The organism is Lachnoclostridium sp. Marseille-P6806, assembly GCF_900625025.1.
Taxonomy (GTDB): Bacteria; Bacillota; Clostridia; order Lachnospirales; family Lachnospiraceae; genus CAG-791.
Genome location: NZ_LR130593.1, coordinates 1 through 16,391, shown reverse-complemented (window position 1 = coordinate 16,391; position 16,391 = coordinate 1). Strand labels below are relative to the sequence as shown.

General features: G+C 40.6%; 18 protein-coding genes and 2 pseudogenes. All 20 read right to left on the bottom strand.

Annotated features, from left to right (window positions below):
* Positions 1-124: 124 nt before the first annotated feature.
* Complete coding sequence (locus E0E20_RS13235; protein WP_130838647.1) at positions 125-379, bottom strand: hypothetical protein; 255 nt, start codon at positions 377-379, stop codon at positions 125-127.
* Entirely contained in the window at positions 360-2,948 is a 2,589-nt protein-coding gene (locus E0E20_RS13230) for a VirB4-like conjugal transfer ATPase, CD1110 family (RefSeq protein WP_330508994.1), read from the bottom strand. The genes E0E20_RS13235 and E0E20_RS13230 overlap by 20 nt, the downstream gene beginning before the upstream one ends.
* A complete protein-coding gene (locus tag E0E20_RS13225; protein WP_092871267.1) occupies positions 2,875-3,303 on the bottom strand; it encodes a PrgI family protein in 429 nt (142 codons plus the stop codon). The genes E0E20_RS13230 and E0E20_RS13225 overlap by 74 nt, the downstream gene beginning before the upstream one ends.
* A 19-nt stretch (positions 3,304-3,322) precedes the next feature.
* Entirely contained in the window at positions 3,323-4,195 is an 873-nt protein-coding gene (locus E0E20_RS13220; protein ID WP_026667050.1) for a VirB6/TrbL-like conjugal transfer protein, CD1112 family, read from the bottom strand.
* 17 nt (positions 4,196-4,212) lie between these two features.
* Positions 4,213-4,428: a Maff2 family mobile element protein gene (locus E0E20_RS13215; RefSeq protein ID WP_092871265.1), complete on the bottom strand. Its 216-nt coding sequence runs from the start codon at positions 4,426-4,428 to the stop codon at positions 4,213-4,215.
* 350 nt (positions 4,429-4,778) lie between these two features.
* Positions 4,779-6,143 (bottom strand): annotated as a pseudogene (locus tag E0E20_RS13210) (VirD4-like conjugal transfer protein, CD1115 family); the annotation flags it as partial.
* A gap of 41 nt (positions 6,144-6,184) precedes the next feature.
* Positions 6,185-6,349: a transposon-encoded TnpW family protein gene (locus E0E20_RS13205; protein ID WP_130838645.1), complete on the bottom strand. Its 165-nt coding sequence runs from the start codon at positions 6,347-6,349 to the stop codon at positions 6,185-6,187.
* A 104-nt stretch (positions 6,350-6,453) separates the two neighbouring features.
* Positions 6,454-6,822 (bottom strand): nuclear transport factor 2 family protein, encoded by a 369-nt coding sequence (locus E0E20_RS13200; protein ID WP_130838644.1) that lies wholly within the window; start codon positions 6,820-6,822, stop codon positions 6,454-6,456.
* Between the two features lie 10 nt (positions 6,823-6,832).
* Entirely contained in the window at positions 6,833-7,252 is a 420-nt protein-coding gene (locus E0E20_RS13195; RefSeq protein WP_130838643.1) for a nuclear transport factor 2 family protein, read from the bottom strand.
* Between the two features lie 61 nt (positions 7,253-7,313).
* Positions 7,314-8,798 carry a MobQ family relaxase gene (gene mobQ, locus E0E20_RS13190; protein WP_130838642.1) on the bottom strand — a complete coding sequence of 495 codons (1,485 nt, stop codon included), beginning with the start codon at positions 8,796-8,798 and terminating at the stop codon, positions 7,314-7,316.
* A 239-nt stretch (positions 8,799-9,037) separates the two neighbouring features.
* Entirely contained in the window at positions 9,038-9,358 is a 321-nt protein-coding gene (locus E0E20_RS13185) for a DUF3847 domain-containing protein (protein ID WP_130838641.1), read from the bottom strand.
* A 122-nt stretch (positions 9,359-9,480) separates the two neighbouring features.
* Complete coding sequence (locus E0E20_RS13180) at positions 9,481-9,972, bottom strand: NUDIX hydrolase (protein WP_130838640.1); 492 nt, start codon at positions 9,970-9,972, stop codon at positions 9,481-9,483.
* 63 nt (positions 9,973-10,035) lie between these two features.
* Positions 10,036-11,706 (bottom strand): recombinase family protein, encoded by a 1,671-nt coding sequence (locus E0E20_RS13175; RefSeq protein WP_130838639.1) that lies wholly within the window; start codon positions 11,704-11,706, stop codon positions 10,036-10,038.
* A gap of 54 nt (positions 11,707-11,760) precedes the next feature.
* Positions 11,761-12,285: pseudogene (locus E0E20_RS13170) on the bottom strand (type IV secretory system conjugative DNA transfer family protein); the annotation flags it as partial.
* 62 nt (positions 12,286-12,347) lie between these two features.
* Entirely contained in the window at positions 12,348-12,824 is a 477-nt protein-coding gene (locus E0E20_RS13165) for a PcfB family protein (RefSeq protein WP_130838637.1), read from the bottom strand.
* Between the two features lie 230 nt (positions 12,825-13,054).
* On the bottom strand, positions 13,055-13,417 hold the full coding sequence (locus E0E20_RS13160; protein ID WP_130838636.1) for a hypothetical protein: 363 nt from the start codon (positions 13,415-13,417) through the stop codon (positions 13,055-13,057).
* 29 nt (positions 13,418-13,446) lie between these two features.
* The gene (locus tag E0E20_RS13155) at positions 13,447-13,842 is read right to left on the bottom strand and encodes a hypothetical protein (RefSeq protein WP_242622804.1); all 396 of its coding nucleotides are present in this window, start codon (positions 13,840-13,842) and stop codon (positions 13,447-13,449) included.
* 46 nt (positions 13,843-13,888) lie between these two features.
* The gene (locus tag E0E20_RS13150; RefSeq protein WP_130838635.1) at positions 13,889-14,596 is read right to left on the bottom strand and encodes a hypothetical protein; all 708 of its coding nucleotides are present in this window, start codon (positions 14,594-14,596) and stop codon (positions 13,889-13,891) included.
* A gap of 48 nt (positions 14,597-14,644) precedes the next feature.
* On the bottom strand, positions 14,645-15,883 hold the full coding sequence (locus tag E0E20_RS13145; protein WP_130838634.1) for a zinc-ribbon domain-containing protein: 1,239 nt from the start codon (positions 15,881-15,883) through the stop codon (positions 14,645-14,647).
* 3 nt (positions 15,884-15,886) lie between these two features.
* Positions 15,887-16,207, bottom strand: coding sequence for a DUF6050 family protein (locus tag E0E20_RS13140; protein WP_130838633.1), 321 nt, complete (start codon positions 16,205-16,207; stop codon positions 15,887-15,889).
* Positions 16,208-16,391 lie beyond the last annotated feature (184 nt).

Here is a 16,391-nt window from a genome sequence, read left to right as displayed (position 1 = left end):
AGCCGAAGAAACGAGGACGGCCGAAAAAGGAGCCACAGGAACAGAAACCGAAGTGTCCGAGAGGACGTCCACGGAAGAATCCCTGATCTGTCGTTACTCTATAGTACGGCAGATTGGGAAACCTTTAATTAACTTTTCTGCTCTTTTCGTCAGCCTGGGAAACCGTATTTGCAGGTGCAGCATTAAACATCTCCTGTGCTTCGCTTACAGCCTTGCTTTTGTGAGCATTGCTCTTTACCTTTCCATCAGCGGATCCCGTAGGACCCGCCCGTGCTTTCTTAAAATCTCCAGCATCGGCTTTCGCATCAAATCCCTCGGGTTTAGCCCCGGTTATATCCGATACTGCCTTCCTTGCCGTATTATTCTTTTTCTTCGCCATCTGCATCATCTCCCTTGTCAGCAGTATGTTCCTCTTCCTCCTGTGGACGAGTGTTCATGATCGCATACGTCTTGGTATCTGTCGGATACCTATCCGCAAATGGAATGACCACATCATTAAAAAGAATGAGTCCGCATCCGGATTCAGAGTTTGTTACATACTGGAGCTGCTTCTCTGAAAGTCCCAGCTTATCTGCCAGGATCACCTGATCCTTTGCGTTCTGGTTAAGGAGATATACAAAATCGCTGTTACCAAGGATACCCTCAATCTCCTCCGAACGAAGGAAGTCACCTACGTTCTGCGTCAGACCTGTGGGAATACCGCCCCACTTTCTGAAACGCTTCCATATCTCCACCGAATACTGCGCAGTCTGCTTATCTCTTAAAAGTAAGTGGAACTCGTCACAGTAGTAACGGGTAGCCACCCTGCGCTCACGGTTACGGGAAACCCTGTTCCATACCGCATCCTGCACGATCAGCATTCCAAGTTCTTTTAACTGCTTACCCAAGTCTCTGATGTCAAAACATACGATTCTGTTCTGACTGTCAACATTGGTACGGTGATTAAAATAGTTCTGAGAACCATGTACATATAAAACAAGGCTGTTTGCGATACGCACCGCCTTCTGCTTTGCATCAATGGCAAGCTCCTCCGATACAGCTTTGTCAGGCTCATACTTGACCAGTGCGTTATAAAGATCTTCCAATATCGGCATATTTTCCGGTTTCGGGTCTTTGAAATACTCATCGTATATGCCCTCGATACAGCGGTCGATGATACCCTTTTCATCATTTGCAAGACCTGTCTCCCCGCCTGCGATTGCATCACAGAGCGTGATCAAAAAGTCTGACTTAAGCTTAAGTGCCTCCCTATCGTTCTTATGGGAAAGCTGAATATCCATGGGATTCAGATAATCTTTTGAATTGGTTGCCAGCTTAACCACCTCGCCGCCAAGCGCCTTTACAAGCGGGTAATACTCGCCCTCGGGATCACAGATCAAAATGTCATCCCTTGATACAAGGAAACTTCCAAGTATCTCACGCTTTGCAGAAAATGATTTACCGGAACCAGGCGTACCTAAGATTACGCCGTTCGGTGTACGAAGCTTCTTACGATCTGCCATGATCATGTTGTTACTTAGGGCATTCAGCCCGTAATACAAAGACTGTCCCGACTGGAAAAGCTCCTGCGTATTGAACGGCACAAGGATCGCCAGGTTCTTTGTGATCAGATGCCTGCCCTCTTTCGTTTCATTGATGCCGATAGGAGCTGCGGCATTCATAGCCACTTCCTGCTTGTACTGAAGGTCGATAAGCCTGCAGTTTGCCTGTTGAATGATACCCGATACCCTCTGTGATACGCTCTCCAGTTCCTTCTTGTTTCTTCCAAAACTCGATATCAGGATCGTTGTCCATATAAGCTTCTGATTACTGGTATTCAGATCATCCAAAAGCTCCATGGTATTCTTTTCATACAGAACAATGTCCGTAGGAAGAATGTCCATGTCATACCCGGCTCTGACTGCTTTTTTCTGCTCGTCGATCTTAGTTTTCTGAACATCCGACAATGCTCTTTTTAAGAGCTTGATCGCTTCTGTAGGCTCAATGGTTCTCATGTGGATGGATATGGAGATATTGCTGTCTATATCCAAAAGCCTCTTAAGCAGCTCGTCATTGAGCTTCGGGGATATGATGTCAAGATACTTCGTAGCTCCAAACATATGCCCCATCTTATATCTGCCGGGGAAACGGAACTCAAAGCCCTGCGGTGCGATATAATCCTTAACCGTATTGCCGGACTCTGCCATTTCCTTAAATGAAAAACTGAAAGGTTCCATCTTATCCTGATTGAAAAACTCATACAGGACTCTTAAGCGTTCCTTTCCGTCGAGACACTTCGCATTGGTACCAAGGTTTTTGAGGTTCTTTATGATATCTGCCTCAAGGCTTATGAACCTCTGCCTTGCTTCCTTGATATTCTCTGCTTCGATGCCGAAAATGATATATTTGCTCTTGATGACTCCGTTATTCCCCTTTGCAGACAGGCTCTTTAACATATCCGAAAACTCTTCACGGATATCGTCGAACTTATCTCCCTGAGGAGAAATCTCAAACTGTGCCGCCAGCGTCTCCTCATTCACATGCCTGTTGAAGAGGAAAATCTGAAAGCTGATGGTCGGATCAAAATAATTTATGAGCTGTGAATACAGCCCCAGTATATCCGCCCTCTCTTCCTCATCCAGAAGCACATAGTTCAGATCATAAAACTCGATCATCTTCGTGTAATAATTCTTTCTAACCTTGCAGATGCCATCCTGATACATCTTGTCAAAGGTTATGGTCTGTTGTGTGGAAATCTGCTTGCCGGACTGACCATTATCTCCGGAGAGCGTTTTCTTAAGCTTTTTCAGCTTTAAGAACTCTGCAAGCGTAAGTCCCGTGAATCTCTCAAACAGCGACTTGCCGCCTTTCCTGCTCTGCACGGCTTTTGCAGGCTTAGTTGTCTTCTTTTGACTTGCCGTCTGCTTTGCCGTAACGCTCTTCTTTCCACTTTTTTTGCTTGCGTTCAAGAGCTTCCACCTCCTTTTCCATAGATTCTCTTTCTCTTAACTGCTCGTAGAGGTTTTCCACCTTGTACCTTCTTATCCCGGGCCGGATGAATTTCATCTCAATGACCTGTTTCAGATACTGCTCTGCAGGCACTCCGTCCTTTTCATACATTGCTATAAAGAAGAACGGGAGCATGACTGCCACCATCATGAGGGCAGCCACGTCCGTCCCGATTACCTTTCTTGTCAGAAGATAAAATGGTACTCCCACCACGGCAGCCGCTCCAAAGCAAATGACCTGACGCTTTGTAAAATTCCCGATGAATTTCGACTTGATCGCTTTCGGGTCCTTTGCCACATCAACTGCGATTGCCATGTTTTAGTCACCTCCGTTTTTATGAAGCATGAAGGATGCTCTTTGCGAGAGATCCGGTCTTAAACAGGGAGAAGCACAGGACAACGGTATAAGCCATTACCTGCCAAAGAGCTGAGTGCAGATTTGAAGCCACTGCCACAGCATTTACAAGGACTGCGTAGATTGCCACGCATACCATAATGAAAAATCCCTGGAAAGCCAGTGCTATGCATCCTTTGATATAGTTGGATCCGATGCTTCCCCACTCCCTGTTCACAAGGGTTGCAAAAGGCATCGGTGCTACCGAAACATAAAGATAGATTTCAATCATGCGCCCGTATAATATGACGGTGATCAAAACGGACATGATCTTCATACAAAAGCTGCAGAACATCGTTTCTATGCCAAGACCTATCAGCTCGCCTATCTCCATGGTTGACAGCTGTGACGAAAACATTGACTGAATCGTGGCTCCCACATCAAGCGAAGTGGAACCTGTGATGGCACTGGCAGCCTCACTTACCATGTGACCGCCCACATCGAAGATCGCCATAACGATATCCGAGGTCTTGCTAAGCAGCATTACTGCTATGCACGCCTTGAAAAGATATCTGAAGAAAAGGCTCGTATCGAATTCATGCATGTTGTTCTTGTCTATTACCATCGTTATCAGCTCATAACACAGCACATAGGTTATGATGATCCCGGCTATCGGTATGATGACCGTATCTGACAGGTTTTTGATCATATTGAAAATACCTGCGTTCCATGCGCTGGGAGTCTGGCTAACCTCTCCGGCAATGGTGCCTACCTTTGTATTCACATCGGTAAACATTCCTTCGAGGTTAGACATTACCCAACCTTGCAGCATTTCCTTTATGAGTTCGGTAATCTTTTCAACGATAGTGTTCATCTATCGTGATCTTCTCCTTATGAAAAGAGAGAAGTAAGCTGAGGGATCACCGTCTGGGCGATGATTACGATACCTCCGCCCGCCATCAGCTGCTTGATTCCCTGTGATTTAGCACCGGGGTTATCGTTACCATAGCCCTCCAGCAAGTTGATGATTCCCCATACGGCTACACCTGCGCCGATGGCGGTTACGACAGTTTTAAGGGCAGTTACGCTACTAGAAAAAAAGCTCATCTTAACATCGAACACCCGTTCTATTTAGCAATCAGAAAGCCGTTAAATACTGACTTTTCAAAATGCTAATCGGGTGTCCATCCTCCTTCCAATTATTTGATTAGTTTTTTGATTGTTACTCTTGGAAGGCATAAAAATACCCTGCTTCATCTATCCTTTTATGTGCAACGTCGCACATATCTGATAAAATGAACGCAGGGTCTGGTTATGCCATTCCCGCTTGGGGCAGATGATGATGTTTGCTTGGTAGGCGCTCATCGTCTGCTTCCTTTATGGATGGAATCCGCATCAGGTTTGTCCGCAAGGATCCGTTTAGCTTCATCCTATGAAGTTGTAGTTTCGGTCTTGGCTCAGGTTTGGGATTTCTCCTCCGTCTCGCCTTTGACCTGTTCAATTTTTCCTGTTGCAGCATCATATTCAAATGCCGCATCCATCTTGTCATCCGATTTAACTACCGCATGACAGAGGTTCTTGACATATTTTTCAATGTCAAATTCATTTTTCTTGTCATAATCGGACAGCTTCTTGTACTGCTTATGCTGCGTTATATCGTATTTATCTGAGAAAAAAGGTCTCACGCCTCTCAGCTGCATGATACATTTCCCCCCGTCCATGACTGCTATCTCATCCTGGCTCATGAGTTCTTTACCGGTCTTCTGATAATTCAGACCGTAGGACTGGCTCGTACCTCTTGTGTCCGAGGTATTATAAAGGTCAATGGTTTCTTTACCGAGGATCTCTGCCATTTCTTTCAAGGTCGTTTTTTCCTTGCCTCCCAAAAACAGGGTTGTGTCGCAGTTGCCTTCGATGGTGTCCGCATTGTCCTTATAAATAGCCTTGAGCTGGGACTTTGACTGTAAAATAATAGAAGCCGATATTTCACGCGATCTGATGGTCGCTATCAGCTTCTCAAACTTTGGGATCTGACCGATATTTGCAAACTCGTCCAAAAGACATCGCACATGGATTGGCAGTCTCCCGTTATAAACATTGTCAGCGATCTCGCAGAGCAGGTTGAACAGCTGTGTGTACATGATACTGACGATAAAGTTGAATGTATCATCTGTGTCGGAGATAATAACAAACAATGCCGTTCTCTCAGTACCCAGCTTATCAAGCTCCAGTTCATCATAACTGGTAAGCTCCCGAAGCTCTGCAATATCAAACGGAGCAAGCCTTGCGCCGCATGAAATTAAAATACTTTTCGCTGTCTTGCCGGCGGCCAATTTATATTTTTTATATTGGCGTACGGCGAAGTGATTCGGCTTCTCTGCTTCAAGCTCATCAAAGAGCAGATCCACAGGGTTTTTGAAGCTTTCATCATCCTCTCTTGCCTCACTGGCGTCGATCATGTCGATCAGCATAGAGAAATTCTGTTCTTTTTCCGGAGCTTCATACCAGATAAAGCCGATGTATGCTGTATATAACAGTTTCTCGGCTTTGACCCAAAAATCTTCCCCGGACTGCTGGCCCTCTCCCTTCGTGTTTACTATGATCGTGTTTACCAGTTTTAAGATATCCTTCTCACTACGGATGTAGGCGAAGGGGTTATAGTGCATGGAGCGTGCAAAGTTTATTGTGTTCAGGACCTTAATTTTGTAAGGCTGATAGACGGTCTTTCCCTTGTCATCCTTCACCACGGCACCGTTATCATCTAAGAGCGGAATGCCCTTTTTAAGCATCCTCCCGCACTCAACCAAAACTGTGCCTTTTGGGAAGATTTGTCAAGGACATAAACAAAATTTCTTTAACAAATTTATATCTTCTCTGTTTCTCGCTCGATTAACTTCAGTATTTTATCTTTGTATGTTTCTCCTGTTCCTTGCTTGAAATGTAAGTTTACAGTGTATTTTGTCTTTCCAATATCCATAATTAACTGTTTATTATGCGGTGCTTTTATTTCTCTTTTTTCTTCTTCCATGTTTCCTCCTTTCCATTTTTAGACGAAGAAAAAACAGTAAACCTTTTTTAGATTTACTGTTCTGTGTTAGTTTTTATTAAGTTGCTTGATTTACAAAATTGAATTTACCTAATGTGTTTCCCAATTTTCATTTTCTTACGCCATTCTGGTGCCAATCCATCATCAGACCAATATTCATCCATATCAACAATCAAATTGTCTTTAAGATGGATAAAACTTACTACATGAAAAGACTCACTATTATCTGTTGGAAAAACTCGACAAGCTAAAATAATGGTATCTTCATTTTCTTCAATTCTCTCTATTTCTCCATTCCAATTTCCCGGGTATTCACAATTTGCCTTTATATACTCTTCTAAGGTAAAAAACTCATTTGTGCAGTGCCATTTTATAACAGCATTCTTTTGAAAATATTTTCTAAGTTCTTCTGCATTTTGTGATAAAACCGTTTTGAAAAATCTATCTATATCCATGGCACTCTCCTCAAAACCAATTCACTTTTTCATCTCTAAACAACGGTGTTTCACTCTCTTTGTAAGGATTGTAGTTATTACAATTACAACCAAACTCTTTCAATGCTTTTATCTTATTATCGGCTGTCCAAACAATCAAAGAGATACCATCAAATTCTTCAACTTTCCCCTCATTCATTTTATTTTTGAAGTGCCATTCTACAATAGTTTGATTATCCTTATGAAAAAATTGCTTTATATCCCACGCAAGAACTATTCCTCTTGTATTCCACTCATTAAACCAGTGCTTTACTGTTTGCCGATTTTCATACTTAGGACACCAACTCTCAATATAAATTACATCATCTAAAAAAATATCATCTATTCCTAAGTCTTGTTGTGTAAGCCACATATCAAACCATAAACGAATGATTTTCTCTCTTTCATCCATAAATTTAAGCACCTCCAAAATCAAATACTTGTTTAATATTATACCATTTTTTCACTTAGTTTTATAGGTATAACTCGTTTCTCTTTAACTGTGGTAGTTGCTTTTCTTGTTCCTGTAATTGCTCTATGCAGGTCTTAACTTTTTCTGCCTGTTTTACTTCTTCTCGTATTTCTAATATTTGATTGTAAAGGCTATTTTTCTCTTTTTTCATATTGGCAACTTCTAATTTCCATTTACTGATAGCTAAGGTTTTACTTTCTCCTAAATGTTCTTTCAGATATTTCTTGGCACTTTCAAATAAAATAATCTCTGCCGTATGCTCATTGTAGAAAGTATCTTGCTTGCTTTTCTTTGTCTTGGTATATGTTTTATAGGTGTCTTTATGCTTGAGATATTTCTCGGCTTGGTCGATAAGCTGTACTCTATCATTTATTTTCTTTTCAGTATCTTTGATAGCTCTTGTAGTATTATAGTTCTTATCTCTTAATGCTGATATACTTTCTTTCAGTTCTAATATTGAAGTGATGTTTTTCTCTTTAAGATACTGATAGCTTTCGATATATTTTTCTAAGTCTGTGTTATGGTTATCTGCATTTTCTTTTATGAAATGAGATAGTATATCTGTTAAATCATTTTGTTTTGATTGAGTATCGGAGTGTATGGCTATATCGTACTGTTTGTCTTTTGGAGTATCATTATTTTTATCTGTTGTTAAACTCCTTATCCATCTCATTAAGGCTTTTATTCGTCTTGAGATTTCTCTTAAAATCATATTTTGATGTTTGATTTCTCGGTTGATATTTCCTCTGTCGGTGGCTATGCCTTTCTTCTCCATTTGGGTGACTGATACGCCTAAATGAATAGTCGGTATTTGTTCTATACCTTGTCTTTGATAGGAGCGATGGTCGACTTTTTCCTGTATGCTGTTTTCTTCCAAATATTTGTTTGTAATATCTGCCCATGCTTTTCGCCACTCTTCTGCTTTGTCTTGATCGTTCCAATCAACTGTATTGATTTTTTTTGTTTTATAGTTCCCTTTTTTGAGTTTTATTTTCTCGCCATTTTCATCAAGGATATATTCTTTTTTTGATTTTGCTCCCCATGTCTTATTTTCGTTTAATGGTCTCATAGTTAATAATATGTGAGCGTGTGTGTTTCCGTCATTTTTATCGTGTAATGCAATATCTGCACACATACCAACTTTCACAAAATTTTCTTTTACATATTCCCTTACAAGCTCTATCTGTTTTTCTCTGCTTAATTCTTTTGGTAGGGCGATTTCTATTTCTCTTGCAAGTTGTGAATTTTTACTTTTTTCGATCTTCTCAACACTATTCCATAAAACAGAACGGTTTGCAAATTCCTGTGGTGCATTTTGTGGTAAAATAATTTCGGTGTGTGCTATTCCGCCCTTTCTTGTAAAGTCATGGACTATACCGTCATATTCATTTTTTATCTTTTCGCCACTTCGATAGGCGGAAGCTGCCACTGCACTTTTGCCTTTGCCTCTTGAAATAATCTTTATACTAAGATGATATATAGCCACAAGAAAAACCTCCTCTCTTTTTTGATGTGAGTATGATGGCGATGATAAAGACTTACTAAAAAAAATCGGATTTTTTTATCCGTTTTCTTTTGGTAAGTACACAAGGGGTAGGAAATTTATTTCCGTAGGGGAGTGTAGCTCCCCTGTATCAGCGTTAAGCTGATATGCCCTCTGCTAAGAGCCTTCGGAGAACGCACACACCCTTTAGGGTGTATAAGTGCGCCCTTGTAAACAAGGGACTATTCCTCTATGTCCATTTCTTCCTCTTGGTTTTCTGTATTTTTATATGCTCTTTCTTCTCGCTTTTCTATGATTTTTAGGATTTTTTGATTGATTGCTTCTTTGATATTTGGAAATGTGATGAGCTGATAAAATTCATCTTTGGTAAAGTCTTTGCTTTCGGTAAAGATACTTTCAAAGACTGCTCCTTTTTCATAAAGCCGTCTATCTCTCTTTTTTCGTTCTTCCTGTTTCTGCTGACTGATGAGTTTTTTTCTTTTGTTTTGTAACTGCTTTATTTCTTCTTCTGCCATTAAAATTTTTTCATCTATATTTTTCATTTTCTCTTTTCCTCTCTTTCTAATTTTGAGCAAGAAAAAACAGTAAACCAATTTGATTTACTGTTTTGTAAGTTGCTATATTATTGTTTTTATTTAATTGTTTTACTTCGACAAACAGAGATTTATAGGTTTAAAAATTTTTTCAAAGCATTTACATGCATAAAGAATACTTGCTCTATTTTTTCTTTTAACAATTCTTCCACATACGAAATCTTTTCCCATCTAATATTTTGGGTTTCATTTGTGTAATTTAACAAATTCCCCTCTGCCTCGCATAAAAATGTAATAAGAATAATAGAATACGCACCAGATAAATTTTGTGTAACACAATATGGTTCAAACGAAATAGTGGTAACATCTCCAACCCCATTTGATACTGCACTATTTTTCCCATAAATCTTTGTTATTTTCAATCCTGTTTCTTCCAAAACTTCTCTACACAGTGCAGAAAAAATATTTTCATATTCTCTAACCTTACCAGCGGGTATTTCTATCATTCCATTAGTTTCATTTCCATCATCTTTTTGTCTTGTTTGAATAAGAATATATTTTTCATTATTTTCCGTTTTGGTAATAATTGCTCCAACACATGGCTTAGCTAAAATTTCACTCATAAAAACACCTGTCCTATAACTTCTAATTTTTCTCTCTGAATAATTAACAACATTTTACCATTTTCAAGCCATTTTTTCCATATCAACTTTCTGTGGCACTTGACAGTTGCCTATAAAATTAAAATACACATCGACTTGTTGTTTTCTATCTTTGCCTTTTCTTCCTCCTGTGGCTTCGTATACTACAACTTTTTCTATATACTCATTTATCATTGCTACTGTCAGTTCTTCAATGTCGGTATATTTCTCTATCATTTTTAGAAATTTATCGGTGTCAACTTTTCTTTGATGATAGCTTTCTATTTCTTGTTCAAAATACTGTATTTGCTTTTCTAAGTCTTGTTGCTCGGTATCATAGGTATTAAATAATCTATCAAAGTGTTTTACAGGAATTTTTCCAAGTGCGTGGTCTTCATATAGCTTTGTAATAAGCGTTGTTAGTTCCTCATTTCTTGATGACAGTTTCCCTAACTTCTCTTTATCTCCTTGATACTTTTCTTCCCTTTTTTCATCGGATAACTTGTTCATCACTTTTAGAAATTCTTGCTTTTCTTCTTTTGCAAAGTCTGTTATTTCTTTAATTGATTTTAAGAGAATTTCATTCACTGTTTTTACTTTGATGTAGTGCATACTGCAAGAGCCTTTTCTGTGTCTGTAATGTTGACATACAAAGCAATAATCACAATCATATTTCTTTTCCTTATGTTCTGCCGGCTCTCTGTAACTTAACTTTCCTCCACAATCGGAACAGATTAAAAGTCCTGTAAATGGGTGGGAGGTTGTCCCGTACTTTGGACTTCTTCTTACTGTTTTTCTTAGCCTCCTCGCATTATTCCATGTTTCTTCGTCAATGATGGCTTCATGGGTATTTTTGAAGATAATGAGTTCATCTTCTTTTGCCTTTCTTCGCTTTTTGGTTTTATAATCAAGGCATATTGTTTTACCAAGTACAGTGTGTCCCATATATTCTCTTTTTTCTAAGATATAGCCTACTGTGGTCGGTGTCCAAAAATATGGGTCTTCTATCCCTCTTTTCTTTGAGCTATGATTATTTTCAGGATAATGTATTTCAGCATAAGCTGATGGAATAAGGATTTTATCTTTGGTTAGTATATCTGCTATCTGTGTTACTCCATATCCCTCTATTACAAGATTGTAAATGCGTTTTACGACCTTTGCACTCTCTTTATCGACAAGTAGCTCCTGTTTGTTCTTTGGGTTTCTGTAATAGCCGTATGGAACGCTTGGTGATACTCTTTTACCCTCTTCCATTCTTGCTCGGAAGATAGATTGTATTTTTCTTGAGGTATCTCTTGCATACCATTCATTCATAATATTTAGAAATGGGGTAAAGTCGCTTTCTGCTTGTTTTTCACTGTCTATTCCGTTATTGATGGCGATAAACCTTACTCCCTTTTCTTTGAAAAGTATTTCGGTGTAAAAACCTACTTTGAGGTAGTCTCTGCCAAACCTACTCATATCTTTTACTATCACAGTAGATACTTTGTTTTCTTCTACTGCTTTTATCATTTTTTGAAATCCCTCTCTATCAAAGGTTGTTCCGCTTACTCCATCATCGGTATAGTGATAGATATTTACAAAGCCGTTTCTTTTGGCATAGCTTTCAAGTAGTTGCTTTTGATTGGTGATGGAATTGCTTTCTCCTTGCATTTCATCATCTCGACTTAAACGCTCATAAAGGGCTGTTTGTCCTGTTCTTTTCGTATTTGACATGAGAATTACCTCCTTTCCAAGTTTTTGTTATTTTCTCTGTCCCTAAAAGGTTAATCCTTTCGGGTCAGTAACTACATATGAACTATGCATCTGCATCAGGTTTGGCTTCACGAAAAAGCGGGTCTTGCCGCTGCCACTTCCACCTATGACCAGGATATTTTTATTCCTGGCATACTTGGGTGAGCTTGGTCTGCCCGACATCATCAGCCTCTCCGATGCTGTTAAGATGATATTGTTCTCGAATACCGGATCCATATAAGGCTCGATATCCTTTGCATTTCCCCATCTTGCGCTGCCATACTCCACTCCGTGTCTGAACTTTTTGGCATTCTTCGCCTTGAAATACACGATCAGGCGGAAGCCAACTCCACACGCTACTCCAAAAAGCAGATCCATTGGATTGAAACTCGGCAAAGGGTTGGCAAAAGCCTCTCCCAGCCTTGAAGCTGTATCCATAAGCCTTGGGAAGAGATCTCCCTCGACCTGTCTGAACATCCACGCTGACTTATCACAGAAATATCCTACGATAACATACGGAATGCTCATCCGGATCAGCTTATTTCTATCCGTGCCTCTCATCTTTTTCCGCAAGGATTCGGGTATGTTCTTTAAATCTTTTATGATTCCGTCTACTACCTTACTCATAGGCTCTGTCCCCGATCCTTGGTTTTTTCTCTGGCGCGTTCCCTGTTCATTGTTTGAGTCCAGAGTTCCTTATAACGGTTCAGCCTATCCCTTACGGATTCACGGTTCTGCCTCTTTTCGTTTCCATGCACAAATTCTTTGAATGCCATCGCAATCACGTCGGCATCCCTGCCCTTGAAGAAAACAACATACTTTGGCGGATCCACGGTCTTGTCTTTTTTCACGGCAAAATCAACATTGTACTTCTTCGCAACACGCTCAAAAGATTTGATGTTATTCTCCGTTATTTCCATGGTATTCGCACCCTGATCCTTGCCCATGAGCTTCTTTACGGAAATCTTTCCATGCCAGTTAGCCTGTTTGCTCTTAAGGTGATTTAAATAGGCAATCATGGCTTTCTTAAGCACATCAGCAGTCAGTTTGGAGGTTCTGATCACAAGGGCAATAGATTTCTGTGTTACTTCTTCCTGCATCATCATCCTCCTGTCTTTCGTTTATCCTCTGGTAATGCTCACAGCCAGGGAGGCACCAGCAGCCTCCTAAGATATATTTTTCTCATATTGTTCCTTTCCTCCGGTCTCCTGCCGGATAATAATCTCCATAACGCAAAAAAGGAGCAGCCTTTACTTCTCCGAAGAGATATAAAAACTGCTCCTATCGCTGTAAATCTTGTATTAAGATTGCTTTGTCTGACTCAAATTTGTCAATCTTCCAAATAGAATGATGGCACTAAATCATGGCTCTTATATTTGATATCATATTGAAAACCCGATTTTATCACCTGATTGATATACTCCTTAATTTCATCAAGTGTAAACTTTTGCAAGCCTTCCTTAAACATCTGAGTCTCAGCATATATAAAATCATCGTTATCAGGATCCCTGTATCCACCACTTCCCACAGATTCATAAAGTTGTGACTTCTTGCAGTAATCCCACCAAAGAATTGATGAAATACAACCGCCCTCGGCATAAAGAAGATCTAAAAAAGACTCCCAATCCTTGAATAAATATTCTGAGCAGAATGAATGCTCATTTATATAGTTCTGTATTCTTTCATTTATCATGATGTCCCCGCAAATTCAAATTCATCTATTCATACCTTGTCCTGTTCTATAATCACTTTTTTCACATAATGTGTTGAGTACAGATTTTCCATATACTCATTTCCGGTCTTGGTGAATCTGAGCTTCACCGTTTCCTTATTCTTCCGTCCCCACTGCTTATAAAAAGTGAAGCTGGGCTTCAGATTATTCTTTGCTGCATAACGCTTCATTTCATTAAGGATTGCGGCCAGTTTCTTCAGATTGACCTTGCAGACCTTTTCCAGATACGGAATCTGTCCGTTACGCCATCTCTCATAATCTTCCTTTGAAAGTATCTGCATATCCATCAGAGTCTGCACCGCTGTCGCATATCCCGTACTGTTGACCTGATGGTACATGGAATTACCCACTTCACCGACCAGGTTATCATGATTTCTCGCCATCATCTTCATCGCTCCTGTGTTTATCTACTATATTATCGACCACACCTATCTATCGCAAGAGATAAATCGTATAAAGATTTGCAAATACCATGCCATTTTCAATCTTAAGATCATCCAGTAAAAGGCACTGGAACAGCACTGCCCGAATCACATCATCATTCAGTCTGAAAAGTTCACTATATTTTCCATAAGCCGCCTCTGATGATTTACTATCATGTGCCGCCTGTTGTGTATCTGCATCGGTGGCATGTGGTGTAACTTCATCCCGTGCCATATTCTTTCTGTAATCAAGGCAATCCGCATAGAGAGAACGAATCTGATATTTTCCAAAATAGAAAGAATAAGCTTCTTTCCCATCATAGGTTTTCTTACATTTCTCCAGTTCATCCTCTGCTATGGAAAAAGCACATACATCAGACTCTATCACGGTTTTACCGTTATAATCCGGCTTAAGCTTTCCGCCGTACCAGTTGATGTGCTGATAGATTTCCTCACGCCCGGTAATGAGCGCAGCTCTGTGAAAATCAGTCTTGCCCAGGAATACATCCATGTAGACATTGTTTGCAGACAGGGTATCATTCCATATCAGCTTTTTATGCTCTCTCACACGGAGAAGATACTGAAGGATATTGATAAGACGCTCTCTGCTATCTATATCCCTAAAACCCTCTGCCGGAACCATAACACTGTCGAGCTTTAACGGCGTCGATCCCTTCTGAATTTCTTTTTCTACTAGCGATTCTATGCTCTTTGCCATTCCATCCTCCCTTTTGTCAAAATAAAAAAGGCAGCTACAAGATTTCTCTCATAACTGCCCTATCGCTGTATATTTATCAAATAGATGTGGTCGGTCTGCTTTTACATCAATGCTTACTTCTATCCTCAATATATGAAGTGCCAACTCTATGGCATCCCCAAGTGCTTCATCTGAGTCATTGAGCCTTGTGATGCATACACAGTCCTCAAACTCCTTGTCTCTCTGTCTCAGAATACGGATCAGCTTTATCTTTGCATTTTTGCAAAGCTGGGTCTTAGCATACTCCCATCTGTATCCGTCTTTTGTATTATAAAACGGTTTTGAGAATTCAATAACCGCATTCTTTTCCTTTATGAAATTTGATAGAGGTATGCCTATTAGTTCCTCTTCATCTATGATAACCTCATATCCTGCCTGCTTTAAATAATACCGCAAAAGGATATCTGGGAACTCCTTATCAAACTCTTTTCTGCATATATGACAAGGCTCCTTATCAATGGCTCTATCAGCTATTTTTGCCCGCCATCTGTGACCACGGCCGCATATCCACCAGACTATCCGCAGTGAGTTCCGATGTATCTGTTCCGGCAAGATAGTCTTATTTCGATCATAATCCCACTCCCGTATTAGGTCGGGATCCGTCGTTGCAAGATCATTAACACCGGCTACAACAACTCTGTCAGAGCATACCGGACAAGATGAACCCTTTACCCTGCTGTCTATGACTGCCCGCCATTCATAACCGCATACACGGCACTTCCACCAGACATTTTCCCTGGACTTCGGGAATACTTCATCAGCCCTCTTTGGAGCATTTTTCTCTGACCACTCCTTGGCAAGTTCAGGATAATTACTGGCAAGATCATTGAAGCCCTTATAAAGCATATGTCCTTCACAATACGGACACTGGCTCCCATAATACCTGTCAGCTATCTTTGCTATCCACTCATGCCCTTGGATGCATCTCCACCATACGGATTTGTTGGTGCAGGATAAAACCATATCAGGCATAAGAGGATGATTTTTATCTGACCACTCGGATACAAGCTCAGGCTTCATCGTAGCAAGGTCATTAAAGCCTTTTAAAAGCTGATTGCTGTTGCAATACGGGCAATCAGAACCATTAACTCTGTTCTTCACTATTGCCTGCCATTCATGTCCACAGGAGCCTCTCCACCACACCCGCTTATGTGATCCAATCGTAACATCAGATGGCATGAGCGGAAGATTTCTGTTACTCCATTGTGCGGCAAGCTCCGGGCATTTCTCAGACACCGTTTCCTTCATGCATCACAACCTCCCCGTTATGACCTGTACTGTCGTTGCTACCGCTTTTATCACAGCCACAATAGCCATAAAACCGCCTATAATCCCTCCAACGATACAATCCAGGGCTATCACACCAAGAGAGCCTGTAATGCCGTAATTCCTCGGTATCAGCCACAACCACATCCGTCTGATGCCGAATGGAAGTCCTACGAGGATCCAGAACATAAAGAAATCAAATCCTTCAGGCTTATTGCAGACCGGATAGCAGAACAGCACCATAAAACTGATTGCCAGCACCGGCAATATAACCTTAAATATCATTGCTGATAATCTCTCACTCATTGGCCGCCCTCCTCATGTTTTCTTCGTCACTTGATGATTGACCGATTTGCCTTTCTTCAATGAACACCATCCGTGCCGCCTGCTACGGTCAGCACGGTAGGTGCTGAGCGATAGGTAATCCTTTGAGGTTATCTCCGGATTTTCCCCCGCCTCACACCGGGCATGCACCTTTCAGCGCACCCGG